This window comes from Photobacterium sanctipauli, from assembly GCF_003026495.1.
Lineage (GTDB): Bacteria > Pseudomonadota > Gammaproteobacteria > Enterobacterales > Vibrionaceae > Photobacterium > Photobacterium sanctipauli.
The window spans coordinates 221687-248298 of record NZ_PYMA01000002.1 but is presented as its reverse complement, the minus strand read 5'-3'; the positions used below and the strand labels follow the sequence as shown (position 1 = coordinate 248298).

Below are 26612 nucleotides of genomic sequence, written 5' to 3'. Positions count from 1 at the left end.
GCTTTACATCGGACTACAACCTTATGCAAATCAACCCCCACCATCTGTGATCAATTTCAAACCAAAAGGGTTGACCGATAAAGCATGTAATAAAATTACGTATTTTTATATTTTAATTACCTAATCTTGCATTTAAATAGCGCCTTAATCTGCACTTTGTTAAACATTTTGTTGTAACTTTACCTAATTTGTAATTGTACAATATTCATACAACCCACCTCTTGGTTATCTAAAAGCTACAACTATTGAGCACTATGAATTTTTATTTGGTGTAATTGTTACAATTTCTTGTCAAGGGGCAGCCGATAAAGGTATAACTAGCGTAATGACCGTTTATTTTTACCAGCATGGATGATGACAATGTTTGAGAAAATTTCTGCCGCTCCCGCCGACCCTATTCTTGGCCTAACTGAAGAGTTTAAAAAGGACACTCGCCCGGAAAAGATCAACCTTGGTGTGGGTATCTACAAAGATGAGTCAGGCAATACACCTGTACTTGCGACTGTTAAAAAAGCAGAGGCAATCCTGCTTGAGAAAGAAACGACGAAATCATATCTAAGCATTCCAGGTACTGCTGAGTATGGCCTAGCCGTGCAACAACTTCTTTTTGGTGCCGACTCACCAATTATCTCTTCAAAGCGCGCGCTAACCGCTCAAGCTCCAGGTGGTACAGGGGCACTTCGCCTAGCTGCCGAATTCATCAAACGCCAACTTGGTGATGTAAAAGTCTGGATCAGCAACCCAACTTGGGCAAACCATAACGGTGTTTTCGCAGCAGCTGGTCTAGAAACTGTTCAATACAGCTACTACAACGCTGAAACCAAAGACATGGACTTTGATGCTGCGCTAGCAGACCTTGCTAAAGCTGCACCAGGTGACATCGTGCTACTCCACGGTTGCTGCCACAACCCAACCGGCATTGATCCAGTTGCTAGCCAGTGGCAACAACTCGCTGACTTGTGTAAAGAAAAGCAGCTACTGCCGATGTTCGACTTCGCGTACCAAGGCTTCGCTGCTGGCGTTGAAGAAGATGCTCAAGGCCTGCGTATTTTTGCAGACAAGTGCGAAGAGCTACTTGTGGCAAGCTCTTTTTCTAAAAACTTCGGTCTTTACAACGAACGTGTTGGTGCCTTTACCCTAGTTGCCAAATCGAGCGAAGAAGGCAATACGGCATTTAGCCAAGTGAAGAGCATTGCCCGCGTGATCTACTCTAACCCTCCAGCGCACGGTTCAGCTGTTGTCACAGAAATCCTTAACGATGCAGCACTGCGCGCAGAGTGGGAGCAAGAAGTGGCGGCAATGCGCGATCGCATTCAGGAAATGCGTACCTTGTTCGTTCAAACACTGAAGGATCTGGGTGTAGACACAGACTTCAGCTTCATTGAACGCCAAAACGGCATGTTCTCGTTCTCTGGCTTGAACAAAGAGCAAGTAAACCGCCTAAAAGAAGAGTTTGGCATCTACATTGTAGGTTCGGGCCGTATCAGCGTCGCGGGTATGACAAAAGCAAACATGCAACCGCTATGTAAGGGTATCGCAGCCGTACTCTAATCAAACGTCAAGCAATACATACGCAAACGGGCCCTTGTAGGCCCGTTTAATTTTTCATACTCATCCACAATCCCTGTCTAATCATCAAATACCTATACACACATTTTTTCTTCCTGAATAGTATTCTGTTGCGCTTTACTCTCCCCTAAGAATCTTTTTTACTTTCTACTGTTCTTACTTCTTCAGCCAGATTTATCGAGGGGCAAGACGTTGCAAAAAAGCTCCCTCTCATATTGATGCTCTAATTGCTCTCGCCAAGGTTTCTTCGATACAGGCACTAGATAAAAGGTTTCACGAGAAGTATCGGTTACAAACGCCATACCATGCTGCATGAGCTCATAATGGATATCATTCACAAACCCTAATGAGAAACTTTGCCTACCCGTAAGCTGATTAATATCACGACGAGTCAGACATACCCCTTGTTCCTCTTCAGAGAAGCGATTGCGCAACCAGTCCGAAAACTCTCTTGCACTAATCATTGTCATACATTGCCTCCACGTTCATACGTCCCTGAAAACAGAATGTAAAATAGAAGTCTATTCTTAATAAGTTATAGCAGAGATGAGACGTAACGACAGTTGAAAGCAGGAGAGAAGACAATTATGGTGCAAAAAATGCAGGATTAAGACAAGATGCCTAGACAGTCAGGTAAAGATTAGAAAACAATCAGAAAAAGAGTATGCGCAGGGAGTTGCACCCGCCCCTGCGGTACGCAGGAACGGGTCTGGCGAGCCATTAAAGCGCTTTGTAAAGCACCTTGTTGCCTGCCAGTTGGATACGCTCAACCAAACCTTCTTCGGCTAGTTTCTTAAGCGCACCAGTTGCCCATGAAGCCGCTTTCGCGTCTTCCTGGCCAGCTTGAAGGCCGATACCCTTAGGGTTGATGCCTTCAGCATTCTTAACAACAATATCCAGCACTTGCTGCTGCTTTGGAGTTAAAGACACTTGAGCCGCAACAGGTGCCGCTTCAACTGGCTTTTGCTCTTCAACAACAGGTTTCGCCGCTGGAGCAGCTTTTACTGTTTCTGCAGTTGGTGCTTTTTTCACAGCAGGTTTCGCTGCTGCTGGTTTTGCTTCAACTACAAGGCCCTTAAGGCGTTTTTGTAGCTTAAGCTGAACTTTACGTTTGTGAGAGATTCTCATTAAATTTCCTACTCCGTTGCACTACTTTCAGTCACCACTATCTATCGAGCGACCAAGTTGGACGACCCGACATATCCAGCGGGAAAAAGTAAGCGCGTGTTATACCAAGGATGTCAGAGAAATGCCAGCAAACGGTTATTTAAGCCGCAACAAAAGATGATTTTACTCAAAAATAAGCGACAAGCTCTCATTTTAGTACTTTTTATCCGTTCAGAAAAAATACTAAAAGTTGAGTATCTTTCGTGAAGATGAAGCTATCTGTCGCTAACAGAAGCCTACTGTATATAAAAACATATACAAACCTAAGCACTGTATAAATTTCGTCTACTGATCGTTTCTCGACGTTTTGTGGTACTAATCGGTAAGTGACAAAATCGGTACCTGATGCCTCTGTGCACGAAACTTGATGGTGGCTCATAATTAAATCATGAATGCCAAAATAGAAACCCAGTACATCCGCCCCCATACTTTTGCCAACGGGCGGCTGCTATACATACTTGGCCTTATCGGTGCTGCACTTGCAGGCATCATTAGTTTCAGCTGGCCGCAAGTTGCGCCAGCTGCAGTTGCAATCCTGCTAATCGCATCTTGTATACTCGCCCTTGTCGGCTACAAAGCCAATCAAGGCCCTGAACTGTCTTTTACCCTTACCTTTATGCATCTCCAGTTCCACTCGCACTATGGGGGCTGGACTGCCCGTTGGAACAATATTGACCGTATCGGCCAAGCGTCGGTAGAAAAAGAAGGGTGGTATCAGCCAATCCCTTGGGTGGGGGTTAGACTTAAAGATTACCAAGCTTTCATTGAAGCGATATGCCCGCGTGTCGCCACCAAACTACTGATGGATCAGCGCCCGCTACTCATTATTGCCCACCGCAATGCTGGAGAGACAGAAGAGCAAATCGAAGACATACTGTTCGACGATCGCCACTACCATTTAAGCTCGGGTAAAACACTAAAAGGGCTGCAAGCCATGTTGGCCAACCGCATGCACTACAATCGGCGTTATCTGGGCTATGACTTTTTTATTTCGGAGGATGTGCTCGATCGCCCAGCCGCAGAGTTTGCAGGTTTGGCGAGGAACTATTTGGCAAGGTGCCGCGGTTTACCCGACATGTAAATACGGCACCAAGAAGGTGCCGTATGATAAGAAATAAGCAAGTGCTTAGTACAACGGCATTTCATCCGCCACAAACGGGTTGGTGATACGCTCATGGCCGAATGTCGACAGTGGACCATGGCCCGGGACGAAAGTCGTTTCGTTACCCAGCGGCCAAAGTTTGCCTTTGATTGAATTGATCAATGTCGGGTGGTCGCCACGTGGGAAGTCAGTACGGCCAATACCGCCCTTGAACAGCACATCCCCTACAAATGCAATTTTAGCCTCGGCATTGTGCAATACAACGTGGCCCGGAGTGTGGCCTGGCGTATGAAGTACATTCAGCACTTGGTTGCCCACTTGAACAGTATCGCCTTCATCCAACCACTGATCAGGGTCAAACGCTTCAGTCATTGGAAAACCAAACATTTCACTCTGGCGCGGCAAGCCTTGCAGCCAGAAAGCATCGTCTTTATGAGGACCAATAACCGGTACACCGAGTTCTTCAGCTAGCGGTGCTGTTCCACCCACATGATCCAAGTGGCCGTGCGTCAAAATCAACTTGGTGACTGTTAGGCCAAGCGATTGCACTTTCTCCTTAAGCAGGTGAATGTCACCGCCTGGATCAACCATCGCCGCTTCTTTGGTTTCATCGCACCAGATGATGGAGCAGTTTTGTTGGAATGGTGTAACAGGCACAATTTCAAACTGAAGGCTCATTTGCATTTTCCTAGCAATTACATAACTGGCGGCAGAATACCACAATATCAATCTGGATAAATACAGCAAAGCCGACGACTACCAAGAGAGGAGAGGCAGAAGTCGGCTTTGTAATTATTCGTTAATTTGTTACCAGCGGCGTACTGGGCCTGTATCTATGTGTACAAAACCGCTCTGAGGGTAATACCCCACACCACCAAGTCGCAGCTCTAGGGCTGCATTACGTATACGGGACAATGACACGCCTTCCAAATTGAAGTCAATGGCCTGCCCTTTCATATGATAGCTTTTGGTGGCTACCCCGCCATTTTTCTGCAACGCTTTATTGGTTGCAGGCGAACGGTACCCCGAAATAATCCGCACTTGCCCTTTATGCCCAAGTCCAGCTTGGATATTGGTGATTGCATCGAACAAACGTCGGTCCATGTTCGCCACTTCGTTACGGCGAAAATCACGGCAAATATGGTTAATCTTTTGCAACTCTTCCTTAAGGTAGTAAGTCCCATCGAAATATTCACTTTCTAGCTCTTCACGAGTATGAATATTGGTCAGCGAAATCTTACGCGTGCTTCCTGCTTTATAGGGGCTTGCAAGCGCCACTCCAGGCACAAGGCTTGCAGCCAAAGTAAGCCCGCCAGCAACCAGCAGCTGACGACGCTTGTAATCAATTCCAGACATAACTAAACGAACACCACTTTCTTGTACTCTCTAGGCATTCCTCAACAAGCGAAGCGGTATACCCAAACACGAGAGGCAAGATAACGTTCAGTATTTGTTCAGTCAAACCCTAAAAAGACAAGGTTTTGACTAAATTCAAGCCAAAACCTGCCTAATTATTGACTGCAAAGCATTTTATTCATTGTAAAGACTTGTAAATAATTCCTGATTTTGAGACATCACAACAAATTTGTCATAGTCGTAAACATCATTTCGATAGTTCACTAAACCTTGGTTATCCACCCAAGCTGTCTGATATATGACGTGTACTTTCACATTCCCCTGCAGGCCAACTGTCTTGGTTTTTGTACGCGCCTTAAGTTGATTAACCCGTTGCTCAGGAACGCCGGAATGATTAAGCAAGATCATCGCCAGATCTTCGGCATACTCTACCCGGACACAACCGGAACTAAATGCCCTTTCATCTTTGGCAAATAGGCTCTTCGCGGGGGTATCGTGCAAGTAGATTGCATTGTCGTTTGGCATATTGAATTTGAAGCGGCCAAGCGCATTTTTGCGCCCTGGTTTCTGCCTCAAGCGGTACGGAAACGACTTCGCATTGACGATACGCCAATCAATGGTATGGATTGGGATTTGCTCCGAGCTTGTCCAGCTTCGGATCACGGCAAACCCATTGCGATGCAGATAGCCGCGGTCACGTTGCGCCTTTGGCAAAATATCCTTGCGCATGATCGACATCGGTACATTCCAGTATGGGTTAAACACAACCGACGACATATTGGAGGTCATCAAAGGCGTACGCCGCGTCTTGCGGCCGACAATCACTTTGCTATCCAACACATGTTTGTTGTCCAACCATAAGCTCATTTCGTAATTAGGGATGTTGACGATTAGCACCGAGCTTTGCGGCTCAGACCATAAACGCGTTCGCTCTGCATTCAATGCCAGTACCCGAACACGGGATCGGGGGGAGATTGCCAACCAATAACGTGTTTGCGGGCCTATCACCCCATCAGCTTTCAAGCCATGGCGTTGCTGAAAGCTCTTTATCGCATTCGCCAAATCAATATTGTAGGTTTTCACCCCGGCGGCACGAATTTGCTCAGCTTCGAAGTCGCGTAGGTCTCCTTGGCTCTCCAAGATAGTGATCAAGCCTTCGGGGTTTTGCAACCTTGTCCCCAAACGGATGATCCCCTGCTGGTAAAATCCCGGCCAAGATTGCTGAGTGGCTTGCTCTTGCTTTTCAATGGCATGGATAAGCTGGCTATAGCTATCACCCATTGGCTTCATAGCACTCACGAAGTAGCGAAGCTGCTCTTGCTCAATGGCACTGAGCAAGCGTGCGTTATATGCATCAGACGGGGCAGGCAAGCGTGCATCAACCCCTGCGCCAAACAACCACCCCCGGCCATAAGCCGGCATGCCTTCGACATAGCTCATGTAAGCAAATAAGGTATCGGAAGCGAGGAGGTCATACTGCCGCCAATCGTTGCTTTGCTTATAACGCTTGAGCAATTTATAACGATTTGAAAAGTCTGCACTGACACCTGAAAGCGCAATGATACGAAGTTGCTCCTCAAACTCACTGGCAGTAAATGTATCCTGCCATAAGGGAACAAAACCAATCGCATGATAGAGCTCTGCAAGTTTATCGACATAGCGAATAGCAGCAATGTTATTGGCGACCTCATGCACCCATTGCTGCGCTTTTTTATGCTGGAGAATATCGTCTGAGAACTGCTGCTCTATCTCAGTTTGCGTGGATAATGGCTGAATAGGTTGGATTTCTTCAGCCAATAACGTCTGAGAATAAGCAACTACGAGAACAAGGCCGATACGGCTTAGCTTTGTCATTGCCAACTGACTCCTCATCACCATTATTCTAATTATGGCAAATTCAATAAATGACGGACTAAATTTAGCCGCCAAAGCCAGCATGCAATGTTTCAATTATTCAAATATCAGACCGATAAATTGGGCGTATTGATAATATTCCAATGATTGTCCCACATAACAGGCCCTTGGAAGCTTGCTCTGTTTGCCGGAGGCTTCACTGAAACAACTTTGCCCGCCCCCGATCCCACCAGCCAGCGATTGTCCAGCACGCCAACCCCCGATGCATCGATAAGAGGGGACACCGACACCAGCTCTCGGCTTGACGCCCGCCATATGCCATAACAATTTCCCCGTGGCGAGGTAGCCAACAGGTAACCGTCAAGGCTAGAAATGCTCGCGATGTAGTGATTAAAACGAAGCCACTCCTCATCTTCGGCAATTAAGCTCTCAAACCGGCCACCACGGCGATGTAAAGCCACCAGCGGCACAGCACCTTCAGGCTCGCCTCGATATTGCTGGCCACAGGCAACTTCACCGGTATCTGTCAGGCTCAAGTGACGGATACTCAAACGCTTATCGGCCAACTCTGCTTGTTCAACCAACTCACCACTTCGCCGGTCCAAGTAAACTAGCGCCGGTTGCATGGTCTCGATGTTTAGCGGGGTTCTTCCTCGGGTATGGACACCACCGACACCAATAGCCAAGGTATTATCATCAACGAGGATCACTTCATGTGGACCAATACCAAAACCGGTGAACTCGGCGACTTTTTTTATCGGGTGAGAGGTTGTCGATGGTTCTAGCTCATACACCCCTATCACCCCCTCGCTGGTTGCCGTTTTACCTTCCGTGGCATAAAGCAAACGCCCATCTGGCGAGAATACGCCGTGGCCATAGTAATACCGATTTTGATCGGCAAGACGTAATGGCCAGGTTTCACCAGTGCGATAGTCAAACACCTGCAAATAAGTGCCCGGCCTGCGACTAAAGGCTGCGGCAAGCGAACCTTCGGTCTGGACCGCAATTCCATGGCCCCGCGCAGGCAAGTCAAACTGATGGACAGGATGACCATCTGGCGTGGCAACAACCGCGCCAAATTGACCATTCGGATAACGGCTACACCCAATAATGGCCTGCTCGACATCAAGCCTATTGGTATGGGTCTTGGTATGAGTATTGGCATCGATATGGCGTGCCATCGATGATGAGCGGCTTTGGCTACAGCCACCCAAAACGCCGGATAACGGTGCCAGTGCCAAGCCACCCAGCGCCCCCCTTAGCAGCCTACGCCTAACAGAATCAGTCACCATCGGTTGCATTAAACCCCACTACGATACCAAGCTCCGGTGCCACCTCATCTTGCAACGCAATTTGAATGTATTCCAACCCGTTGAAAATTTTAAGCAACTCACGATAGCCTTCTGGCGTTTTGAGCATTGAAGTCATGCTTGCATGCTGCGGCCAGCTGGCCAGCAAGGATTGAAATTGCTGGTCGATGCGATCCGCCGTACCGCTATATCCCCGCTCCCGAAGCATGGCATCCAATCCCTTTCCTTCAGCCAAGTACAAGCGATGCATGGCTTGTGTACTCGCCTGCAAATTGGCCAATGATGATCCCGAGCGCCATGACTCCGCTTGATACGGCTTGGGCGAGCCAGGCTTGCCCATCGGGCGGGTCAGCTTTTTGATACTGTAATCAAGCTGGTTATTCAACGCACCGAGGTATTCAGCCAAAGCCAACTGAGGTGTCATCTGCTGCCATGGGTTCGCCTGCCAAGCCGCTTGCAGTTGCTCGCTGCTCGCGGCTATTTGGCCAGCAACAGCTGTGGCCAATTGACAGCCCTGCGGCTGTTGTAAAGCGCTGGTTTGATCAAATAAAAACCACTCAGCAGCGCCCAACCCTTGTACCGCGACGCTTTGCTCAGCAATCAATGGTGCCGTCCAATGGGTACCCTGCTTTAGCAACTGGTTGAGCTTGCGCCCGGTCGTATTTTTCTTATCAGGCCAGAATTGGATTTGCCAACTCAATGCCAATGCTTGTTCACTGCCCTTTTCGCGGCCTTGAAACACCATCCAATCCAGCATTGCCTGTTGCCAAGCCTGCTGGGCGGCAAGTAGCGATGCCTCCGAATACTGTTCACAAAGCGCTTTGGTTAACCCGGACAATTGTGCGGTAGATTCAGCGAAAGCTTGTGCTGCTTGCTGGTGCTGGACAAGCAGCACGTCTTGGGTGGTTTTCGCGTCTGTTTGGCACCCCGCAGTCGTTCCCACGGCCAATAAAGCCAAAGAGGCTAAAATCTGCTTTTTCATGCTATTTTCCCGCTACCTGTTTCTTTAACACCCATTTTCCTATTACCCATTTCTTTATAGCGACTCAAGGAAAGCGACCAATGCAGTGCGGTTTTCTTTCGTTAAAGCCACTACCTTGTCACGGCTTTGTTGGGCTTCGCCACCATGCCACAGTACCGCCTCCATCACATTGCGTGCCCTGCCGTCATGCAAGAATGTGGTATGCCCGTTCACTTCTTCGGTATAGCCAAGCCCCCATAACGGCGCCGTACGCCATTCGCGTCCGTTGGCAAGGTACTCTCCTCGGTGATCAGCCAAGCCTTCCCCCATATCATGAAGCAACAGATCGGTATAAGGGTTAATCACTTGCTCTGACAGTGCTGGCAAATCGGCACTTTTTGCAGTTTTGATCTGGGTGCGATGGCAGCTTTCGCAGCCAATGTCTTTGAACAAGGCTTCACCTGCTTTCACCTGAGGATCATCGATATTGCGTCTTGCAGGCACTGCAAGGTGGCGTGAATAAAACTCGACAAAATCCAGTACGTTTTCGCTCACTTCAGGCTCGCCACCATTTGGCAGTTCCTGACATACGCTCTGATTGGCTGTGCAATTTTCAGCTGGGAATAAATGGCTCGTTAAACCCAGATCGCCATTAAACGCCGCCGCATTCTGCTGCATTAATGTTGGCTGCCCGGCTTTCCAACCAAAGCGCCCAGCCACCAGTTGCTGCTGCTCCACATCCCATACTTGGTTAACTTTGCCAGAGATGCCCTCGCCATCTTTGGCCTGTTGTTCGGCAATATCAAACAACGTTTTATCCGGGATCTGCTCCAACAAACCCAAGCCAATCATCGGCGGCGCAACCCTCGCCGACATCATGACGTCAGGGTGCAGAGGCCCATAGTTCAGGTCAGTAATGGTCATGATTGGCTTGCGTAGTGTCACGACCTCGCCATCGGCGAAAGTGACTGGCACATCAGCGTAGCTCAATGAGATCTGGCCTTCAGGCTTAGCCCCTGACAGCGAAAAGTCTTGTAACTGGCCGCCATATACCGGATCAGGGATGACGCCATCATTGATAATCGCGCGCTTCTGCTCGTCTGTAACAGCAGGGATACTTAAACGTACCAACATGGATACCGCATTCGTATCACCAGCCTCTGGTGGATGGCCCCGCCCATCTTTGATGTGACAATTCTGGCAACCATTGGTATTAAACAGTGGTCCCAGCCCATCACGCGCATCGGTAGTGGCTGGCGCCTGCACCCAAGGGTTACGGAAAAAACTATTGCCCACACTAAAATCAAGGCGCTTTGACAAAGGAAGGTTTGCGGCAGGCAATGAAAAGGCATTCGCCCCTGATTTACGCACTGTGGTATCACCACCAGATTTCATTATTCTAATTTGCTCTGGGGTTAACGGTTTGGCTGGTTTTTCCTGTGCGGCAAATGTTGCAGTTGAAAGCAACATTGGCACCAACGACAAATAACAAAGTAACTTCATGGCTCACATACTCTTTACTACAGCAAAAGGGCTCGCTGGCATTAGCCGGCAGAGCCCTTAATTCGCATGTTTACAAATAAAATCAGAACTGATGATCAGCGGTGTCTGGGTTAAGGTTACTTACGCCCAAAATGCCTGCAGCTTGCTCAATGCTTGCCGTCTGCTTAACCAGAGCCATAATCGACTCGTTCACCAATGCATTACCCGCCTTGTTACCGGAAGCAATGAGCTGATCAAATGACTGATCTTTCTTCTCAGCCGACTGGACTAGGGTGTAAACCTGTGAACGTGCGCTATCGAATTCCGCTTGGATAGCTTGAGCGGCTTGCTTATCCTTATTGGCAACCAAGTCATGAATGCTCGGGCCAGAAACCAACTCACCGTTTACGCGCATGTAAGTACCGGTATAAACGTTGTAGATCCCTTGCTCGTTGTAGTAATGAGAGTTGTGGGTGTTGTCAGAAAAACAGTCGTGCTCATCTTCAGTCGAGTTTGCTTCAAGCGCAACCTTCATACGCTCTCCCGCCAGTTCGCCTAACGATAGCGACCCCATGCCAAACAGCATTTTACGCAAACCGTTATCAGCTGAGTCAGCCAATAGTTCTGCACGGTAGTTTGATGCCACATCAGCAGACCACTGCTGCTCCATCCAGCTTAAATCCGTTTGCAGCAATTCAGATGCCGCTTTCAGGTACTCGCGGCGACGGTCACAGTTACCATTGGTACATGCTTCGCCATAGGCAAAGTCAGTGTATTGGCGCTCACCGGCTCCCGCTTTCGTGCCATTGAGGTCTTGGCCCCACAACAGGAATTCAATGGCGTGGTAGCCCGTCGCAACATTGGCTTCCGAGCCGCCAATTTCATTCAGCTCAGCCAGTAACTCAGGGGTGATTTTTTCAACATCAAGCTTGGTGTTACCAACCTGAATCGCCTTATTGGCAATAATGTTCGCCTTGGCCCCTTCGTTACCCAGTTCGTACTGGTAATCGTCGGCCACATAATCAATAAGCCCTTCATCAAGCGGCCATGCATTCAGTTGGCCTTCCCAGTCATCAACAACCGCATTGCCGAAGCGGAACACTTCCGACTGCTGATAGGGCACTCGGGCTTGTTTCCAAGCTTGGCGCGCTTTATCTAAGGTTGCTTGCGAAGGCGATGCAATGAAAGCATCAATGGCTTTATCAAGAGATTGGGCTGTGCTTAAAGAATCACTGTATACCGCGTGAGCAATATCAGCATAGTGTTCGACCACCGCATCTTTGGTAGGTGCAGCATGAGCAAAAACAGGCATTGCCAAAGCAGATGCCATAATCAAGTTAAGCGGGAATAGAGTTTTCATTATCGTTTTTCGTCCATGTGAAAGCTGTTTATGCATTCTCAAAATCGATGATCTAAGTGAGAATTATTTTCATCACAAACATAATAGACAAAAATGTAACAAGTTGTAAACCCAAGCTGATTGCTCACCAATAAATCATAGACAATTGTTAGCTCACGCGTGAGTGCAACATTCTGAAAACTAACACTTCCAACTTGTGCCCGTTTGTTGTAATTTCGCCGAACAATATTTCAGGAGAGTTTTATGGACAAGCACGAAGAAGTCCTGATTGCCCTTCGACAGATCATTCGCGCCATCGATCTGCATTCGCGCAAGCTAAATAAGGTCGCAGGCTTAACGGGACCACAGTTAGTATTAATGCGTGCTATCCGCGATTCTGGTGAAGTGACTATCAGGCAGCTTTCTAACAACACCAATATGAGCCAAGCCACGGCCACAACGATTCTGGACCGCTTGGAAAAGCGCGAGCTGGTTGTTCGTGAGCGTAGCAAGCTCGATAAGCGTAAAGTCCATGCTTATCTTACTGAGCAAGGCAAAGAAGTATTGGCGAAAGCGCCACCGCCACTGCAAGAAGATTTTGTGGCACGTTTCCAAAAGCTGGAGGATTGGGAACAATCACTACTGCTCTCTTCCGTGCAACGCATATCATCGATGATGAATGCGGAACACTTAGAAGTCGCAGCAATGCTTGAAGTAGGTAGTATTACTCAGCAAGAAGCTGGCAACTAATACACTTTAGTCGCCAGACAATTCGCTTATCATCAGCAGGAAAACAACGTTGTTACTCGAAGGAATTGAAACACTCTTGGTTCTTGCTGAAGAAGGAACGATGAGCCGGGCAGGAAGCCGACTCTACCTAAGCCAAAGTGCAGTCAGTAAACGAATAGCAAAGCTTGAAAAACGCTTAGGCAAGAAGTTGATAGTACCGGCAGGTCGGCATATCAAACTCACTGCCGATGCCCTTGCACTTATCGATAATATTGGTCCGAGTTACAAGGAGATCAAAGGGCTGATATTTGACCACCAGCAACTGGAAGATCATTCCCTTATCCGTATCGCCTGTTCAGAAACGCTCGTAGCTGGGTACCTGTCAAAAATGATGGGTGAGTACATCAAGCGCGATCCGTACATCAATATCAGTACCCACCATACGCCCATCATTGTTGAAAAAGTGCAGTCAGGGGATGTTGCCGTCGGCTTCTGCGCAGGTCACTTACCCCCCCAACATGGATTGGCTGTTACACACCTTTTTGACGAGCCGTTTTCAGTCGTGAGCCAACAGCCACTCAAGCAACAGCCTAGCCAGCTCTTGGTCAACGATTTAAAAAACCCGGCAAATGCAAACCAAGTCAGTTCATTACAAAAAGCAGGCATTGCCCCATTGATGGAAATGGACTCTTACACCGCCGCAGCCCAATTGGCATTAGGCGGTGTTGCGGCAGCCTTGGTGCCCATCTCAATCGTGAATACCCTAAACATCGCCCCGCACCACTGCCATCACTTTCCGTTTATGGATGTGCTCACACGCCCCGTACAATTGTGCTACCGCCAGAGCAGTTATCAATCAGCTCGTACCCGCCGTCTTATTGAAACCATTGCGGATTCTGTTCAACTAGCAATTTAACAGCCATACACATTGAAGTGATCACCACCATAGGGCGTATCAGCTTACGGCCTTTAGAAATCACCACTTTGGCTCCCATACGAGCACCAATAAAACCGCCGACGGCCATCACAAGGCCGATCTCCCAAATAGGTAGCCCAGCGAAGATAAAAAATAGCAGTGCCGCGAAGTTAGAAGTGAAATTCAATATCTTGGTTCTAGCCGTCGCTTCTACCAGACCAAATTGGGCAATCGCAACAAAGCAGATGGTGTAAAGCGCCCCCGCACCTGGGCCAAAGAAACCATCATAGAAACCAATGCTTGTGCCTACCGTCAACGCGAATACATTGTCAGATAACTTAGGTGTACCGCCCCCCTGACCAACTTGGGGCGCAAACAAGAAATACAACGAGATACATACCAGCAGAATAGGAATAAGTTGGGTTAACACCCCTGCATCAATTCGCTGGACTAATTCGGCACCCAGCGCCGCGCCGATAAAGGTAAACACAATGGCATTGCGCATTTCACGCAAGCTAACCAAGCCATTTCGAACAAAGTATAACGATGCCGAAAAACTACCAAATGAGCCCTGTAATTTGTTTGTCGCCAATGCCTGAGTGGGTGGCACGCCAGCAGCAAGCAGTGCAGGCACGGTAAGCAGCCCGCCACCACCAGCAATGGCATCAATAAAACCAGCCAACCCAGCTACAAGAAACAACAAACCCAATACTTCGAACGACAACTCCATTTAGTGCTTTCTCTTTGGTTAAATAAAATTTGGGCTAAAAAATACCACTCATCACGGCTTTCGAATAACGAAACCCAGGACGACAACCTATTCCAGATAGGAATCAATCATTACCAAAACCATTTCGCAATATTGCGCAAAGCACTTACTTGTTCACATGAAGCCTTAGCGCCTGCCACACTTGCTCGCCAGCAGGGTGCAGCCGTGCTTGATAGCGGTAGGCATAATAGGTAATGGGCAACCGGAGAGATTCATCCCCAACGATGGCGACCTTCCCCTCTTGTAGCTCTTGCTTGATCGCGTAATCCGGTAGCCAAGCGACCCCTACCCCCTGTAGCGCTAATGACTTTAGCAAATCAGTCATTGAAGAGGAGAACACGGGCTGGAGGTTGACCTTATCCCGCACCACCTCAACTTGCCGTCCCATATAAGAACTCGGGCTATAAGCCAACCATGGCACTTCCCGGTTACTGCTAAGTCGGTATAACGCATTGCCATCACTATCGCATGCGCTGACAGGTAGCAGCTCGGCCTGGCCAATTTGCAAAGACTGATACGGTGGCAATCGAAGCAGCTCATCGTCAAACGCCAACAGCAAATCACAGCCTCCCTCTTGCAACTCTTCGATGGCGTCATCAACATCAATCGCTTCAACGCTGAGGATTGGGTTATGTTTACCCGCACGCAGCTCAGATTGGATAGAGGGAACCAAGCTCGTTGCCAGGGAGTGGGCCGCAGCCACGCGTACAATATTGCCGCCTAGCTTTGATAAATCTGATAATTGCCCTATCCCATCCATCATCTGGTTGATCAAGGTTCTGGCGGTGATACGGAACAATCGACCACTGGCTGTCAGGGCAACCGGGGTCTTGCTGCGATCAATCAACTCGGCACCAACCGTTTGCTCCAAAGCCTTGATCCTACGACTAAATGCAGGCTGGGTTACATTGCGCTTCGCGGCGGCCAACGAAAAATTCCTGACCTCAGCTAGCACCAAGAAGTCTTCCAACCATTTACTTTCAATATTCATAACGCAGACACGCAACCCAACACAAAAGGAAGAGCCAGTATAGCGAAGGCAACGGGGCATAAAGAGCAGTTTCAAGCCATGGAGATCACAATTTTGGCACAAAGTCATACCGATTATGCATAGCTGGCTCAGCAACGGCATTTCTCAACGACTTAGCACTCCCCTATAGTGAACTCAGTTGAAAATACTGTAGGAACAATAATATGAGCAGGAAATTAGGTATTTTAGGCGGGATGGGACCGCTAGCCACAGTCGAATTCATGCAAAAAATAATTGCGCAGACACCTGCCAGCAGTGACCAACAGCATATTCCCATGCTGGTTAGTAATAACCCGCAGATCCCCGATCGCACCGCTTTTTTGATCAGCAACGGGGAAGATCCTTACCCTGTGCTCAAGCAAGGCATGGAACAACTTGAACAGGCAGGTGCTGAATGTATCGTGATACCATGCAACACCGCCCACTACTGGTATCCCCGCTTGAGCAATGGCTGCCGAGTTCATACCATTAGTATTTTGGACAGTGTGGTTACTGAGGCGCAGCATCGCGGATATCGAAAAGTCGGTATCATGGCCACCACCGCCACCATGACAACCCGCATGTACGAAACTAAATTAGCACAGAAACAAATTGCCTCGGTGGCACCCAACCCGGTTCAACAAGAAGCAGTCATGGCAGGGATCTATGCCGTGAAGGCGGGTGATGTGGAGAAGGGGCATCAGCTGATGAAGCCGGTGTTCGATGATCTGATCGAAAAAGGCGCCGATGCGATTATCCTAGGTTGCACAGAAATCCCTGTCGCGCTGGCAGAAACCGTCTATCACCAACCGCAACAGTGCCTTGACTCACTCGATATTCTGGCCAAAGCCTGTATCGAATGGGCAACAGAAGACAGTGTTGAGTTGGTGGCGTAATGCCATAAACATCAAAACACTGTTCACTGGATGTCAGTTGGCTAGCTCATAGCAAAAAAAAACGCGACAAGCGTCATAGAGCACTACACGTAAGAGACTATCGTATCAATCCAGTGGGGGTTCTGCTCTACCAGCAGTTTCACTGCCATCACCATCGATACCATCACAACCAGAGGGCGAATAAGTTTTCGTCCTTTGGTAACAACCACTTTCGCGCCAAGGCGTGCACCGATAAAGCCACCAAGTGCCATTATCAAGCCTATTTCCCAAATAGGTAAGCCTGCAAAAATGAAAAACAACAGAGCAGCAATATTCGAGGTAAAGTTAAGCACTTTGGTTTTGGCTGTTGCTTCGACTATCCCCAGCTGGGCAATCACCACAAAACAAACAGCAAACAGTGAGCCTGTACCCGGGCCAAAGAAGCCATCGTAGAAGCCAATGCCAGTACCCACCGTCAAGGCAAAGCCAACCTCGTTGAGCTTTGGCTTTCCGCCCCCTTCACCGGTTTCGGGCGCAAATAAAAAATATAGGGCAATGGCAACTAACAATGCCGGGATGACCTTGGTTAGCGTACCGGCGTCCATATACTGGACAAGCAAGGCACCGGCGGCAGAGCCGACAAAGGTACACAAGATAGCCAGCCGCATATCTTTTAGCTTGACCAAGCCATTGCGGACAAAGTACAAGGTGGCGGAAAAACTACCAAAAGAGCTTTGCAGTTTATTGGTCGCCAAGGCTTGTGCTGGCGGAATACCCGCCGCAAGCAGGGCTGGCACTGTTAACATACCGCCGCCGCCCGCCAAAGCATCGATAAATCCGGCTAAACTTGCGACAAAAAACAATGCCGCCATCATTTCCAACGAAAATTCCATTACAACCTAAGCAACCTACTGCAAAACCACTATGGCGCTACACCATAGCAAACCGCCCAAAACACAGGCGGCATAGATTACTCATTCGCTGAATAAATAAAAGCAAAAAATGAAATTATTTTCAGGCTGGCGATGGCAAGCACCAAACCGGCTCAGGTGCGATTTCGGCACATCTCGGCAGGGAATGAGAGCTGGACCATGACATAGCGTTTGAATACTTCTTCATAGTCTTGATCATCAAGCGCTTTTTGCATGCATAGCAGCCAGGCTTCTTTTTCTGCAATACCAATGGAGAGGTGGCGGTGGGCGCCAGGGATATTTATCGAACCATACTTTTCGCTGTAGCGAGAGGGGCCTCCCATCCAACCAATCAGAAAAGTCGTCAGCTTTTCCCGTGACTCGGTTAAATCTGATGCATGCATGGCACGAATATCAGCAGCCTCTGGTAGCGTATCCATGTAATGGTAGAAGCTATCAACCAAACATTTTACGCCTTCTTCTCCACCAGCTGCTGTTAGCGTGCTATCACCCACGCCATAAACCGGTGTCGTTTTTTCTTTCACAGAAGAGGGATCCGGGCGGTATATCAACGTCATTATATTGTCTTCATTACTTCCTTTGATGTTGCAAGTATACCAATCTATACAACATTATCCTGCTCTTAAACGTGACAATACCGTAAGGTGCTTATCATTTGATTATGCACAGTTGATATATCATGACTGCCTACGTCGGAGCCGCCACGCTAAGCCAGTCAAGCCCAACCCAAACATGGCTAACGACGCAGGTTCAGGTACAACAAATGAAGATCCGCCAACATACTGATGCGCTTTATCTTTACCGCCACCCAGTACCGCTCTGCCACGAATCCCGACGGAGATAAGATCGCTTAGCGAGTTGCCCAAATCAGCAATATCAAAGCTAATGTCATAAAACCAATTGGTCAGTTGCGAGTTACGAGCCCCCACACGCAAAATCACATCATAGGGGGCATAAGGCACTCGGTTAAAATTACAGCCACCACCACAGTTCGATGAATTAAAGTAAATATTCGTCGGTGCCGTAACATCGTCACCAGAACGGCGCACAGCATTAAAATTTTGCAGATCAATATTGCCAGCATTGTACTGATTGGCAGTGTCGGAAAAGTTAAAGCCTATTCCCAAAATATCGGCATCCGCTTCTGGCACTGTGATATTGAAAGTAAACCTACCGCTCGTATTATCGTTAACCTTGAAAATATAATCCGCAGTTTGGTTGTTGGTATCATTCCAGTCATCAATATGCAGCTCTAAAGCAGATACCGGCGTACTGAGAATACCTAGCCAAAGTAGATAATTTTTTATTTTTTTCATGCTCGCTCCACGAATCAATTTACATAACACTCCTGAACATGGATAAAGCAATGACTATGCCAGCACTGTAAGTCACAGATGCCTAATAAATTTATACCTGGCCTCTAACCCTTTTCATCATCACTGTAAAAAAGCCTGACACTTTCACGATGCTATGCGCAATCAGTGTAATGTCGTTCCTCATATATCACGCCCATTTAGGTATTTATACGTTATGGCAAGCGACAAACCGGCCCTACTATGTAAATAAACCTGACAGTTAGCATCTGTTTTTTCCAAGAGTGAAGTCACCAAATGTTCCGTCGGTATTTATAACTGATTGAACTTAAAAGTGCCTTCGCCCAAAAAATGACAACGCTCATAATATTCGGGGTGGTCTGTATTTTGCTTAAAGAAAGAGTATTGCTATGTCGTACTTGTCTTCAAGGAGCAAATTACATGCTAAAACCAGCCACATTGCTCGCTATCAGCGTAACTTTCATCCCCTTATCACATGCCAGCCCGCTAGACTTGCTGAATAACCACCAGCTCATTGTTTTTGAAGACTTGGAATCAACCAGCGAAGTGGGCGGGACAGCAATCATTGCGGGCGACCTCAATGGCACAGCGTCAAACTATGCAACCCATATGTCGCAAGCCATGCCGAGTGGAGACGGGCTGGTTATCGGCGGGGATCTTAATGTCAATGTACAAGTCAACAACAACTACGGCGCTATTGTAGGTGGCAGCAATAATGGTATCGTATCGCTCAATGGCCCAAGTAGTGGTTTATCATCCGATACCAGCAACTATGATTTCTCCCAAATCCAAGCCGAGCTCAGCCAATTTTCAACATTTTTGGCATCACTTCCGTCCAACTCGTTGTTAACGCAGCCTTTAGGGTGCTGCAACAACGCCAGCTTTGACGTTGGTAATTCAGTGGGTAGCCTTGCTGCAGTATTCAATATCGATAAAGAAGATATCTTTGAAAACCCGCTGATCAATAGCTATTCACTCAACCTCAATAGCCAAATGCCGTCAGCCATTGTGATTAATGTGGCAGGGGAAAATATTGATGACTCCACCTTCAGCTTCAATGCTATCGGTGACTTTGTATCAGAGGCCATTGCCGAGCTGGTGATCTGGAACTTTTACCAATCGGAGACCTTGAACCTCACCAAGGCCATTCATGGCAGTATCCTCGCCCCACTCGCTGAGCTAACCAACCACACCGAAATCAAAGGATCTGTTGCGGTCAAAAGCCATTTCCAATATGGCAAAATATGGGGCCCAACTTTCGCCGGTATCGTCCCTGCTACTGAAGACCCATCCCCTGCTCCAGCGCCTAATCCACTGGCCTTCATGGCGCTGATCGTCGGCTTCCTTTGTTGGCGCTACCGAGTTGCTGCATAGTCTAGATTCAACGAGATAGATCGCTGCAAAAAGAAAAAAGCCCTTGATAACCAGTATCAAGGGCTGTTAACTATGGTGATTGTACATCAAGAAACGTATATAGGACCGCCAAATGCTGTCACAGGTGGCACTTCACCAGTGAATTTCTCGATGTCGACAATCACAGTATTGGCACTGGTTGCCTGAGCCAATTCCGACGTACCTATATCCATGGTGACGGTATTGGGGTCGCCATAAGTATCGATGGCACCCAGCTTTTCATTCAGCGGGCCATACCACGCCCCTTCATGAATACGTACCACACCCGGCGGGTAATCATCAGACACCCGAGCCCCGGCCAGCAATTGACCACGGTCGTTAAACACCCGGACCAAATCACCGTCTTTGATGCCTCGAGCTTTAGCGTCTTCCGGGCTGATATAAATCGGCTCACGGCCCTGTACCGCGTAGGTTGCACGATATTCCTCTGACTCACACATTTGTGAGTGCAAGCGTTGGTCTGGGTGGCACGATTGAAGCCAAAGCGGGAATTTATCGGAACCTGGCCCACCATGCGAGCGCTCGGCCTTTTCAAACCACATCGGGTGACCTTGGCAGTGCTCGTAGTTATAGCTGGCAATCTTACGGCTATAGATTTCGATAAAGCCAGAAGGTGTTCCCAACGGGTTGATTTCAGGATCTTCACGGAAATCAGCATGACGAACAAAGTTCTTGCCTTCACCGAAGTCTACCCAGCCAGCCTCACCGATCTCCCAGAACTTATCAAATTCCGGCATTTCGAAATTGGCCTTGTTGGCTTCTCGGCAATCCTCATACAACGAGCGCACCCACTCCATTTCATCCATGCCTCGGGTATATTCTTTATTGCGCCCAAAGCGACGGCAGAAGTCAGTAAAAATATCGAAGTCAGTGCGCGACTGATAAAGAGGATCAACCAACTTGTGCATGGCAATCACACCCGTTCCCGAGTACGCCCCATAAAGGTCGATATCATTACGTTCAAACTGGGTACACGCCGGTAATACGATGTCGGAGAAGCGGCAAGTTGCCGTCCACGCAAAATCGATAGTGACAACGGTTTGCAACTTCTGGAATGCCTTTTTCATCCGGTTACGGTCTTGGTGGTGGTGCCAAGGGTTACAACCACTGACGACCAGCATCTTGGTATCCGGTAATATCACCTTACTGCCGTTGTAATTAATTTCCTTGCCCGGCTCCAAAATCGCATCAATCCAACGGGCAACTGGAATTGTCCTGCTGTAGCCATTGAAGTCGTCATTATCCCACTTCGGCTTCTTACCCTCATCAACATTACGAGGGAAGCCACCTGGGCCAGACGCCCCTGTCGGCGGAATACCGACCCCACTGTAGTGGTGAGAGTATGAAATGCCACCGCCCGGCAAACCGATTTGGCCAAGCATGGTGGCGATAACCGCCCCCATCCAGTATGGCTGCTCACCATGCTGCTGACGCTGCACCGCCCAACCGAAAATAATCTGGGTACGATCTTTTGCCATCATGCGCGCAAATTCGCGGATCTGATCCGCTTTCACGCCACAAATAGGCTCAGCCCACTCAGGGGTCTTCGCGGTCTTATCTTCCGCTTCCCCCACAACGTAAGGAATGAATTCATCAAAGCCTAAGGCATAGGTATCAATAAATTCCTTATCGTAAAGCTCCTCGGTGTACAGGGTATGGGCAATTGCCAACATGAATGGTACATCGGTTTGCGGGTTAACGTAGATTTGATCGCAGCTGAGGAAGTTCTGGGTTTTCGACTTCACCGGATCCACCGAGATCACTTTGATCTCCCCTTTGGCGACCTTCTCTTTCAACTGCTCATAGTATTCATAAGAATCATGGGTTTCGCACTGCCAACCGACCTGGGTATTTTTCACCGGGTCATTGGCCCATAAAATAACATTCTTACTGTTACTCAAAATATCAGGCCAAGACGTACCTTGGGCGTACACCTCGGTAGAGCCCAAGACATAGGGCATGATCGTTTGCCCCGCCCCCGTCGAGTAGTCCCCTACCTTGGTCATAAAGTTACCGTGCATCCCCACTGCACGCTGCATATGGTTACCGCAACTGTGGAACTGTCCCGTTTGACGCCAACCGGTCATCCCGGCATGCAAGGCCCATGGGCCATAATCCTTTTGCACCCGCTCTAACTCTTGATAAAGCAGATCCAATGCTTCATCCCAGGTCACCCTGATAAAGCGGTTATTACCTCGGGTATCTCCGCTATATTTATGCTTCTTCAACCAATCAAGCCGCACCATCGGGTACTTCACTCGTGATGGGCTATAAATGATCCCTTTTACCCCGTTGATCATATCCGTTGGATATTTATCTCGATCCAACGGCTCAATGTCGGTCACCTTCCCGTTATAGATACGGGCCCGGAAGGCCCCCCAGTGGGAGCCTGTTGTTTTCCATACCCCATCTGAAGCATACGGGGATGCCACTTCTTCAGCAGCACGTGCCGCCGAAGTTAATAAACTAGGGCCAATCACCGTTACCGCACTGGTGGTGGCTAACCCTTTCAAAAATTTACGTCGACTCAGAGACATAGTTAACCTCACTTCGCTTCTTTTAATGGCCTGCGTCAGAGAAATCTGACGAGTGTTTTTGCAAGTATTTCAATACAAGTGCTTCACTATCACGATCGAGATTGACGAATGCGAGCATCCCGTTGAACATGCCAGGCCAAGTGTTGGCATCGAAATGATTTTCTGCCGGCTGAGTATGACAAACACTACAGTTGTCATTGTAGGCAGGGCGTGCTTCCGCCCAGATCACTTCGACATCATCGATAAGCGACTCTTTTGGCATCCAGAGTTTGACGACGACACGTTGCCAGCCAAGACCGGTTAACTCGTCTTCTTTCTCTTCAAACTTCTCAACCAAGGTTTCACTCAAAGCAGCATCTTTGCTCAATGCTGCCGTTGGAATATTCATACCGAAATCTTCATTAATAACGCGACCAAAGCCTTTGGTTTTGCGCCACCCGGCAATTTCGACCTGAATTGCATTATCCTTCACTTGAACAACCTTCACTTCTGACGCCGGGTTCAACTGCCCGCCATCAATCGTCAAGGCTTCATCTTCATACATAGGTAAGTAACGGACGCTGAAGTAATTTTCACCCTCAGAGAAGCGGGTGTTATTCGCTTTTTGAACCAGACCTGAAATCATACCGCCAGAAGCTTCCATATTGCCCGGTAGCTCATGGGCAATCCCCTTGTGGCAATCCATACAGCTTTGATCACGCTCAGCGGCTTGCTTCATCTGGGTTCGGGCGATGTCAGACATTTCATCCCACTTCATACTGTCGTAGTTGTGGCAGTTTTTACACTCAAGTGAACCATTGGCCGAGAAGCGTTCCCATTCGTGGTTGGCAAGCTCCAGTCGTTTTTCGAGAAACTTCTCGCGAGTATTGATTGTGCCGAAAATAGCCCCAAACACTTCCTTACTTGCCTGCATCTTACGGGCAATTTTATCGGTCCAATTATGCGGAACATGGCAATCTGGGCAGGTCGCCCTCACACCAGAATGATTCGACCAGTGAACCGTTCCCTTCAATTCTTCGTATACATTGTCACGCATCTCATGACAGCCGATGCAAAACTTCTCGGTATTGGTCACTTCTAGGGCGGTATTGAAGCCACCCCAGAAAATAATACCGGCAATAAAGCCGCCCAACGTGAGGACGCCCAAGCTAATGTGCATAGCCGGACGCCAAAACGTGGCCCATAGTTTTTTCAAAAAGCTCATCATATGCTTACCTTTCCTTAATTTGGCTTACGGTGTTAACGCGTCGTATCTAGCCGTGCCCCGGAGGGCCTAAGAAAAAGACCTGCATCGCCCATACAATGAAGCCATAACCGCCCACAATGGCAACCGCAAGAATGGGAAACAGGAAAATAGTGATGAAGAGAAAAGAGCGCCACTCATACTTTGCTCTTTCTTTATCCGCGACTGGATCAGGGTTACTCATTGCTGACATCCTTCTTATTATCTGTATCCCTTAAGCAACGAGTAGGCACTTACTGCTAAAGGGCTATATCGAATATGTTCAAGTATAGTTAAGGATGTTAACGGTACGGAAAAACCGCTCAATTAAAGCAAAAGTGTTGAAGCAAAGCACATTTTTCACATCAACCCCATTCAATACAAGGTCAGGTTTAGTGAAGGAGAATGAGTTGGTATTTGATAAAACAGAAAAAGGCGCATTGCTGCGCCTTTTAAGAGAGGAAGGAGGATTTTACTTACAGTGCAACACTGTAGATAGTTTGGTTCTGCTGGTATAGCTTCAAGCGCTGTTGGAAGTTCGCCACACGCTGGCTGTTGCTGTCGTCCAGTTTACCAATCGCCGTTTCCTGAGCTTCAATAGCTTGGCGGAATTCGCCACATGCAGCGTAGGCCGCAGCCAAGTTATCGTAATCACCTGCATCACCGGTGCCAGTACGGCTCAATACCTGTTTAGCCAATTTCAGTGCACGTTCGCCGTCACGCATACGCTCGTCCGAGCATGTCGCATACAGCCATACCAGATTACGCTTTGATTCCAACGAACCGCCGTTTGATGCTTCGTTAAACCACTTAATGGCATTGCCGCAGTCTACCGAGCCAGCTGCGCCAGAAGCATAGTACATACCAAGCTCAACCATTGCCGGTACATCACCTTCTTTTGCTGCTTCTTTATACCAATGAAGCGCTTGTTCGTTATCACGAGGTAGCACCTGACCCTGCTTAAATAGGTCGCCAATCATGGTTTTGACTTCAGGCATATCAACCGCGGCTTTCTCTAGCCAGTACATGCCTTTTAGCGGGTCGGCCTTTAAACCGTTGGAGCCTTCAAGATAGGCTCGACCTAAGAAAAGCTGCATATTTTTATCACCCTGTTCAGCTTCAAGCTCAACATAGTTCAATGTTGAAAGCAGGTGGTGCTCAGGTGAAGTTGTAACAGAGGCGTTGGCCGTGGTGGTACCTAATACAGCAAGGCCAAACATTGCACCGAACACAACTTTTTTAAGGGTCATAACTGCTGGCATATCGTGGTCTCTTCTCTCAGGCGTTTCGTTCTGGTGAAGCAATTTAATCAATGCGTGATTAAAAAACAACCAGCTGCAGCCATACAGGCGTGACTAAAAGAATAGACAATTAACGATATTTTATTTCATGCCAAGCGGTTAGCTGACTCAGAAAAATGATGAGGATTATTGAAAATGAGAGATAGATCGTAATTTTATATACTAGATAATAATGAAATATGCTGAATAGGCGCTTAACTGACAGCATAAGTCTCTAGCTAAGTACATAAAAAGGCCGCGAAGTGTTACCACTTCGCGGCCCAATCAATCAGATAAGCATCTTAAAGGTGGAGGTAATGCTCTTCACCAGCCTTAATGTAGTGGCCTTTATCGTTTGGCGCACCATCTAGGTCGATATCCAAATCAATTTGATTCGGTAGATCCAGCAAGGCATCACACACTAACACCACATCGTAGTTTCCTTGCGGCACATGCTCCATCTTATACTGATCATCACTAGATACTTTCGCCGTCATCACTGGCGCATAAGCTGAACCTAAATCACCATACTTAGAATCAGATTCGTACAAATACACATAAGAGTCATCTGTTTTGTTCACACATGATGATAAATCGACGTCACCAAGAATAGTGCCTGATAGCGCTTCATTCGCAACACGGAAACCTTCACTCTTTAGTATGTAGGCTTGATCAACCAATTGAAGCAAACTACGTAAATCAAACGTAAAGATGAACTTTTCAGGTACATCAATGTTGATATTCAAGCCATCAAACGTGAGATCATCGACAATATCCATTTTCATTTTATCAACTGGATTACCCACGTATGAGTATGGTGTATCAAGGAAGTCACCATAGCTACCCTGCAATACGGAAAGCGCCATCGAGGTATACTCCCCAACAGGAACAAGCTGTTCCGCAATCAGATCCTTAAGATCAATACCGGTAATATCATACAGGTCGATAACAATAAACTTCGGATAGCCATCATTATCAACAGGAATTTCCGAGTCGGCTGGAATACACTGTTTTGAGTTAACGCCATATGGGTCACTCATACTTTTCGTTGTCCACTCAACAATGGTTCCCGATAAATCCTTAATTGATACCGAGTCAATGGCGACACACGCTTGCAGGTCATCCGTACCGTTCGGTACTTCCGAAGGCGGAACCGACACATCTACAGAAACGGGCGCCGTACCACCGCTATCTTGGTTACCTGTTGCATTGTTTGAGTCATCCGAGCCCCCGCCCCCGCCACACCCGGCTGCGACAAGCGTGGCTAGCATTGGTAATAGTATTTTGTTCATGTCTTCACCCCTACGACAATGTAAAAACTGGCCGTTACCAAACCAATCCGCTGGCCGCTGAGTGTTTGGCTGTATTGTTATTAATGGCCAGATTGAATCTGACAGTTCAAATTTTAGGAGCTATTGAGAAGGCAAAAAAATTATCAGAAGGTTAATTAAGTAAT

General features: G+C 47.9%; 25 protein-coding genes. 6 read left to right on the top strand and 19 right to left on the bottom strand.

Annotation, left to right across the window (positions count from 1 at the left end):
• The first annotated feature begins 360 nt into the window (after positions 1 to 360).
• The gene (locus C9I98_RS04305; RefSeq protein ID WP_107271618.1) at positions 361 to 1551 is read left to right on the top strand and encodes an amino acid aminotransferase; all 1191 of its coding nucleotides are present in this window, start codon (positions 361 to 363) and stop codon (positions 1549 to 1551) included.
• A gap of 182 nt (positions 1552 to 1733) precedes the next feature.
• Here the strand turns inward: C9I98_RS04305 and C9I98_RS04300 are convergent, their stop codons facing one another.
• On the bottom strand, positions 1734 to 2039 hold the full coding sequence (locus C9I98_RS04300) for a hypothetical protein (RefSeq protein ID WP_036827180.1): 306 nt from the start codon (positions 2037 to 2039) through the stop codon (positions 1734 to 1736).
• Positions 2040 to 2289: 250 nt separating this feature from the next.
• Positions 2290 to 2697, bottom strand: coding sequence for a hypothetical protein (locus C9I98_RS04295; protein ID WP_036827178.1), 408 nt, complete (start codon positions 2695 to 2697; stop codon positions 2290 to 2292).
• 427 nt (positions 2698 to 3124) lie between these two features.
• On the opposite strand from C9I98_RS04295, the gene C9I98_RS04290 reads away from it, so the two are divergent.
• A complete protein-coding gene (locus C9I98_RS04290) occupies positions 3125 to 3817 on the top strand; it encodes a DUF2982 domain-containing protein (RefSeq protein WP_081879042.1) in 693 nt (230 codons plus the stop codon).
• A gap of 45 nt (positions 3818 to 3862) precedes the next feature.
• On the opposite strand, the gene C9I98_RS04285 is transcribed toward C9I98_RS04290, so the two are convergent.
• The 7 genes from C9I98_RS04285 to C9I98_RS04255 all read right to left on the bottom strand — a co-directional run bounded on the left by C9I98_RS04285 (position 3863) and on the right by C9I98_RS04255 (position 12131).
• Positions 3863 to 4516 carry an MBL fold metallo-hydrolase gene (locus C9I98_RS04285; protein WP_036827175.1) on the bottom strand — a complete coding sequence of 218 codons (654 nt, stop codon included), beginning with the start codon at positions 4514 to 4516 and terminating at the stop codon, positions 3863 to 3865.
• A 129-nt stretch (positions 4517 to 4645) separates the two neighbouring features.
• A complete protein-coding gene (gene mepK, locus C9I98_RS04280; RefSeq protein ID WP_036827172.1) occupies positions 4646 to 5194 on the bottom strand; it encodes a peptidoglycan L,D-endopeptidase MepK in 549 nt (182 codons plus the stop codon).
• Between the two features lie 174 nt (positions 5195 to 5368).
• Positions 5369 to 7048, bottom strand: a complete 1680-nt coding sequence (locus C9I98_RS04275; RefSeq protein WP_107271617.1) for a L,D-transpeptidase family protein — start codon at positions 7046 to 7048, stop codon at positions 5369 to 5371.
• A 107-nt stretch (positions 7049 to 7155) separates the two neighbouring features.
• A complete protein-coding gene (locus C9I98_RS04270) occupies positions 7156 to 8349 on the bottom strand; it encodes a DUF1513 domain-containing protein (protein WP_342749921.1) in 1194 nt (397 codons plus the stop codon).
• Positions 8330 to 9340: an imelysin family protein gene (locus C9I98_RS04265; protein ID WP_036822090.1), complete on the bottom strand. Its 1011-nt coding sequence runs from the start codon at positions 9338 to 9340 to the stop codon at positions 8330 to 8332. The genes C9I98_RS04270 and C9I98_RS04265 overlap by 20 nt, the downstream gene beginning before the upstream one ends.
• Before the next feature lie 54 nt (positions 9341 to 9394).
• Positions 9395 to 10822, bottom strand: a complete 1428-nt coding sequence (locus C9I98_RS04260) for a di-heme oxidoreductase family protein (RefSeq protein WP_036822095.1) — start codon at positions 10820 to 10822, stop codon at positions 9395 to 9397.
• Between the two features lie 82 nt (positions 10823 to 10904).
• Positions 10905 to 12131: an imelysin family protein gene (locus tag C9I98_RS04255; RefSeq protein ID WP_420848089.1), complete on the bottom strand. Its 1227-nt coding sequence runs from the start codon at positions 12129 to 12131 to the stop codon at positions 10905 to 10907.
• A gap of 273 nt (positions 12132 to 12404) precedes the next feature.
• Between C9I98_RS04255 and C9I98_RS04250 the strand changes: the two genes are divergently transcribed.
• The gene (locus tag C9I98_RS04250; protein ID WP_036822101.1) at positions 12405 to 12890 is read left to right on the top strand and encodes a MarR family winged helix-turn-helix transcriptional regulator; all 486 of its coding nucleotides are present in this window, start codon (positions 12405 to 12407) and stop codon (positions 12888 to 12890) included.
• Positions 12891 to 12939: 49 nt separating this feature from the next.
• Positions 12940 to 13785, top strand: a complete 846-nt coding sequence (locus C9I98_RS04245) for a LysR family transcriptional regulator (RefSeq protein ID WP_107271616.1) — start codon at positions 12940 to 12942, stop codon at positions 13783 to 13785.
• Here the strand turns inward: C9I98_RS04245 and C9I98_RS04240 are convergent.
• Both C9I98_RS04240 and C9I98_RS04235 read right to left on the bottom strand, forming a co-directional pair.
• Positions 13745 to 14515 carry a TSUP family transporter gene (locus C9I98_RS04240; protein ID WP_036822327.1) on the bottom strand — a complete coding sequence of 257 codons (771 nt, stop codon included), beginning with the start codon at positions 14513 to 14515 and terminating at the stop codon, positions 13745 to 13747. The two genes, C9I98_RS04245 and C9I98_RS04240, sit on opposite strands and share 41 nt — an antisense overlap.
• A gap of 145 nt (positions 14516 to 14660) precedes the next feature.
• The gene (locus C9I98_RS04235; RefSeq protein WP_036822332.1) at positions 14661 to 15545 is read right to left on the bottom strand and encodes a LysR substrate-binding domain-containing protein; all 885 of its coding nucleotides are present in this window, start codon (positions 15543 to 15545) and stop codon (positions 14661 to 14663) included.
• A gap of 203 nt (positions 15546 to 15748) precedes the next feature.
• Between C9I98_RS04235 and cuyB the strand changes: the two genes are divergently transcribed.
• The gene (cuyB, locus tag C9I98_RS04230) at positions 15749 to 16459 is read left to right on the top strand and encodes a cysteate racemase (protein ID WP_036822330.1); all 711 of its coding nucleotides are present in this window, start codon (positions 15749 to 15751) and stop codon (positions 16457 to 16459) included.
• A gap of 83 nt (positions 16460 to 16542) precedes the next feature.
• Here the strand turns inward: cuyB and C9I98_RS04225 are convergent, their stop codons facing one another.
• The 3 genes from C9I98_RS04225 to C9I98_RS04215 form a co-directional block, all read right to left on the bottom strand.
• Positions 16543 to 17331 (bottom strand): TSUP family transporter, encoded by a 789-nt coding sequence (locus tag C9I98_RS04225; RefSeq protein ID WP_107271615.1) that lies wholly within the window; start codon positions 17329 to 17331, stop codon positions 16543 to 16545.
• 152 nt (positions 17332 to 17483) lie between these two features.
• Positions 17484 to 17927, bottom strand: coding sequence for a group II truncated hemoglobin (locus C9I98_RS04220; RefSeq protein ID WP_036831876.1), 444 nt, complete (start codon positions 17925 to 17927; stop codon positions 17484 to 17486).
• Positions 17928 to 18047: 120 nt separating this feature from the next.
• Positions 18048 to 18686 (bottom strand): PEP-CTERM sorting domain-containing protein, encoded by a 639-nt coding sequence (locus C9I98_RS04215; protein WP_036831879.1) that lies wholly within the window; start codon positions 18684 to 18686, stop codon positions 18048 to 18050.
• 438 nt (positions 18687 to 19124) lie between these two features.
• Here C9I98_RS04215 and C9I98_RS04210 point away from each other — a divergent pair, with 438 nt between their 5' ends.
• On the top strand, positions 19125 to 20078 hold the full coding sequence (locus tag C9I98_RS04210; protein WP_036831881.1) for a collagen-binding domain-containing protein: 954 nt from the start codon (positions 19125 to 19127) through the stop codon (positions 20076 to 20078).
• A gap of 86 nt (positions 20079 to 20164) precedes the next feature.
• On the opposite strand, the gene torA is transcribed toward C9I98_RS04210, so the two are convergent.
• From torA to C9I98_RS04185, 5 genes are all read right to left on the bottom strand, one after another.
• Positions 20165 to 22654: a trimethylamine-N-oxide reductase TorA gene (gene torA, locus C9I98_RS04205; RefSeq protein WP_036831882.1), complete on the bottom strand. Its 2490-nt coding sequence runs from the start codon at positions 22652 to 22654 to the stop codon at positions 20165 to 20167.
• A 22-nt stretch (positions 22655 to 22676) separates the two neighbouring features.
• Positions 22677 to 23861, bottom strand: coding sequence for a pentaheme c-type cytochrome TorC (gene torC, locus C9I98_RS04200; RefSeq protein ID WP_036831884.1), 1185 nt, complete (start codon positions 23859 to 23861; stop codon positions 22677 to 22679).
• 46 nt (positions 23862 to 23907) lie between these two features.
• Positions 23908 to 24081: a trimethylamine N-oxide reductase system protein TorE gene (gene torE, locus C9I98_RS04195; RefSeq protein WP_036831887.1), complete on the bottom strand. Its 174-nt coding sequence runs from the start codon at positions 24079 to 24081 to the stop codon at positions 23908 to 23910.
• 271 nt (positions 24082 to 24352) lie between these two features.
• The gene (locus tag C9I98_RS04190; protein WP_036831890.1) at positions 24353 to 25138 is read right to left on the bottom strand and encodes a tetratricopeptide repeat protein; all 786 of its coding nucleotides are present in this window, start codon (positions 25136 to 25138) and stop codon (positions 24353 to 24355) included.
• Positions 25139 to 25458: 320 nt separating this feature from the next.
• On the bottom strand, positions 25459 to 26448 hold the full coding sequence (locus tag C9I98_RS04185; RefSeq protein ID WP_107271614.1) for a hypothetical protein: 990 nt from the start codon (positions 26446 to 26448) through the stop codon (positions 25459 to 25461).
• Positions 26449 to 26612: the final 164 nt, after the last annotated feature.

Coding starts and splice junctions, on each gene's coding strand:
- C9I98_RS04305 (WP_107271618.1), top strand. CDS start 361: ATGTTTGAGAAAATTTCTGCCGCTCCCGCCGACCCTATTCTTGGCCTA.
- C9I98_RS04300 (WP_036827180.1), bottom strand. CDS start 2,039: ATGACAATGATTAGTGCAAGAGAGTTTTCGGACTGGTTGCGCAATCGC.
- C9I98_RS04295 (WP_036827178.1), bottom strand. CDS start 2,697: ATGAGAATCTCTCACAAACGTAAAGTTCAGCTTAAGCTACAAAAACGC.
- C9I98_RS04290 (WP_081879042.1), top strand. CDS start 3,125: ATGAATGCCAAAATAGAAACCCAGTACATCCGCCCCCATACTTTTGCC.
- C9I98_RS04285 (WP_036827175.1), bottom strand. CDS start 4,516: ATGAGCCTTCAGTTTGAAATTGTGCCTGTTACACCATTCCAACAAAAC.
- mepK (WP_036827172.1), bottom strand. CDS start 5,194: ATGTCTGGAATTGATTACAAGCGTCGTCAGCTGCTGGTTGCTGGCGGG.
- C9I98_RS04275 (WP_107271617.1), bottom strand. CDS start 7,048: ATGACAAAGCTAAGCCGTATCGGCCTTGTTCTCGTAGTTGCTTATTCT.
- C9I98_RS04270 (WP_342749921.1), bottom strand. CDS start 8,349: ATGCAACCGATGGTGACTGATTCTGTTAGGCGTAGGCTGCTAAGGGGG.
- C9I98_RS04265 (WP_036822090.1), bottom strand. CDS start 9,340: ATGAAAAAGCAGATTTTAGCCTCTTTGGCTTTATTGGCCGTGGGAACG.
- C9I98_RS04260 (WP_036822095.1), bottom strand. CDS start 10,822: ATGAAGTTACTTTGTTATTTGTCGTTGGTGCCAATGTTGCTTTCAACT.
- C9I98_RS04255 (WP_420848089.1), bottom strand. CDS start 12,131: ATGGCATCTGCTTTGGCAATGCCTGTTTTTGCTCATGCTGCACCTACC.
- C9I98_RS04250 (WP_036822101.1), top strand. CDS start 12,405: ATGGACAAGCACGAAGAAGTCCTGATTGCCCTTCGACAGATCATTCGC.
- C9I98_RS04240 (WP_036822327.1), bottom strand. CDS start 14,515: ATGGAGTTGTCGTTCGAAGTATTGGGTTTGTTGTTTCTTGTAGCTGGG.
- C9I98_RS04235 (WP_036822332.1), bottom strand. CDS start 15,545: ATGAATATTGAAAGTAAATGGTTGGAAGACTTCTTGGTGCTAGCTGAG.
- cuyB (WP_036822330.1), top strand. CDS start 15,749: ATGAGCAGGAAATTAGGTATTTTAGGCGGGATGGGACCGCTAGCCACA.
- C9I98_RS04225 (WP_107271615.1), bottom strand. CDS start 17,331: ATGGAATTTTCGTTGGAAATGATGGCGGCATTGTTTTTTGTCGCAAGT.
- C9I98_RS04220 (WP_036831876.1), bottom strand. CDS start 17,927: ATGACGTTGATATACCGCCCGGATCCCTCTTCTGTGAAAGAAAAAACG.
- C9I98_RS04215 (WP_036831879.1), bottom strand. CDS start 18,686: ATGAAAAAAATAAAAAATTATCTACTTTGGCTAGGTATTCTCAGTACG.
- C9I98_RS04210 (WP_036831881.1), top strand. CDS start 19,125: ATGCTAAAACCAGCCACATTGCTCGCTATCAGCGTAACTTTCATCCCC.
- torA (WP_036831882.1), bottom strand. CDS start 22,654: ATGTCTCTGAGTCGACGTAAATTTTTGAAAGGGTTAGCCACCACCAGT.
- torC (WP_036831884.1), bottom strand. CDS start 23,861: ATGATGAGCTTTTTGAAAAAACTATGGGCCACGTTTTGGCGTCCGGCT.
- torE (WP_036831887.1), bottom strand. CDS start 24,081: ATGAGTAACCCTGATCCAGTCGCGGATAAAGAAAGAGCAAAGTATGAG.
- C9I98_RS04190 (WP_036831890.1), bottom strand. CDS start 25,138: ATGCCAGCAGTTATGACCCTTAAAAAAGTTGTGTTCGGTGCAATGTTT.
- C9I98_RS04185 (WP_107271614.1), bottom strand. CDS start 26,448: ATGAACAAAATACTATTACCAATGCTAGCCACGCTTGTCGCAGCCGGG.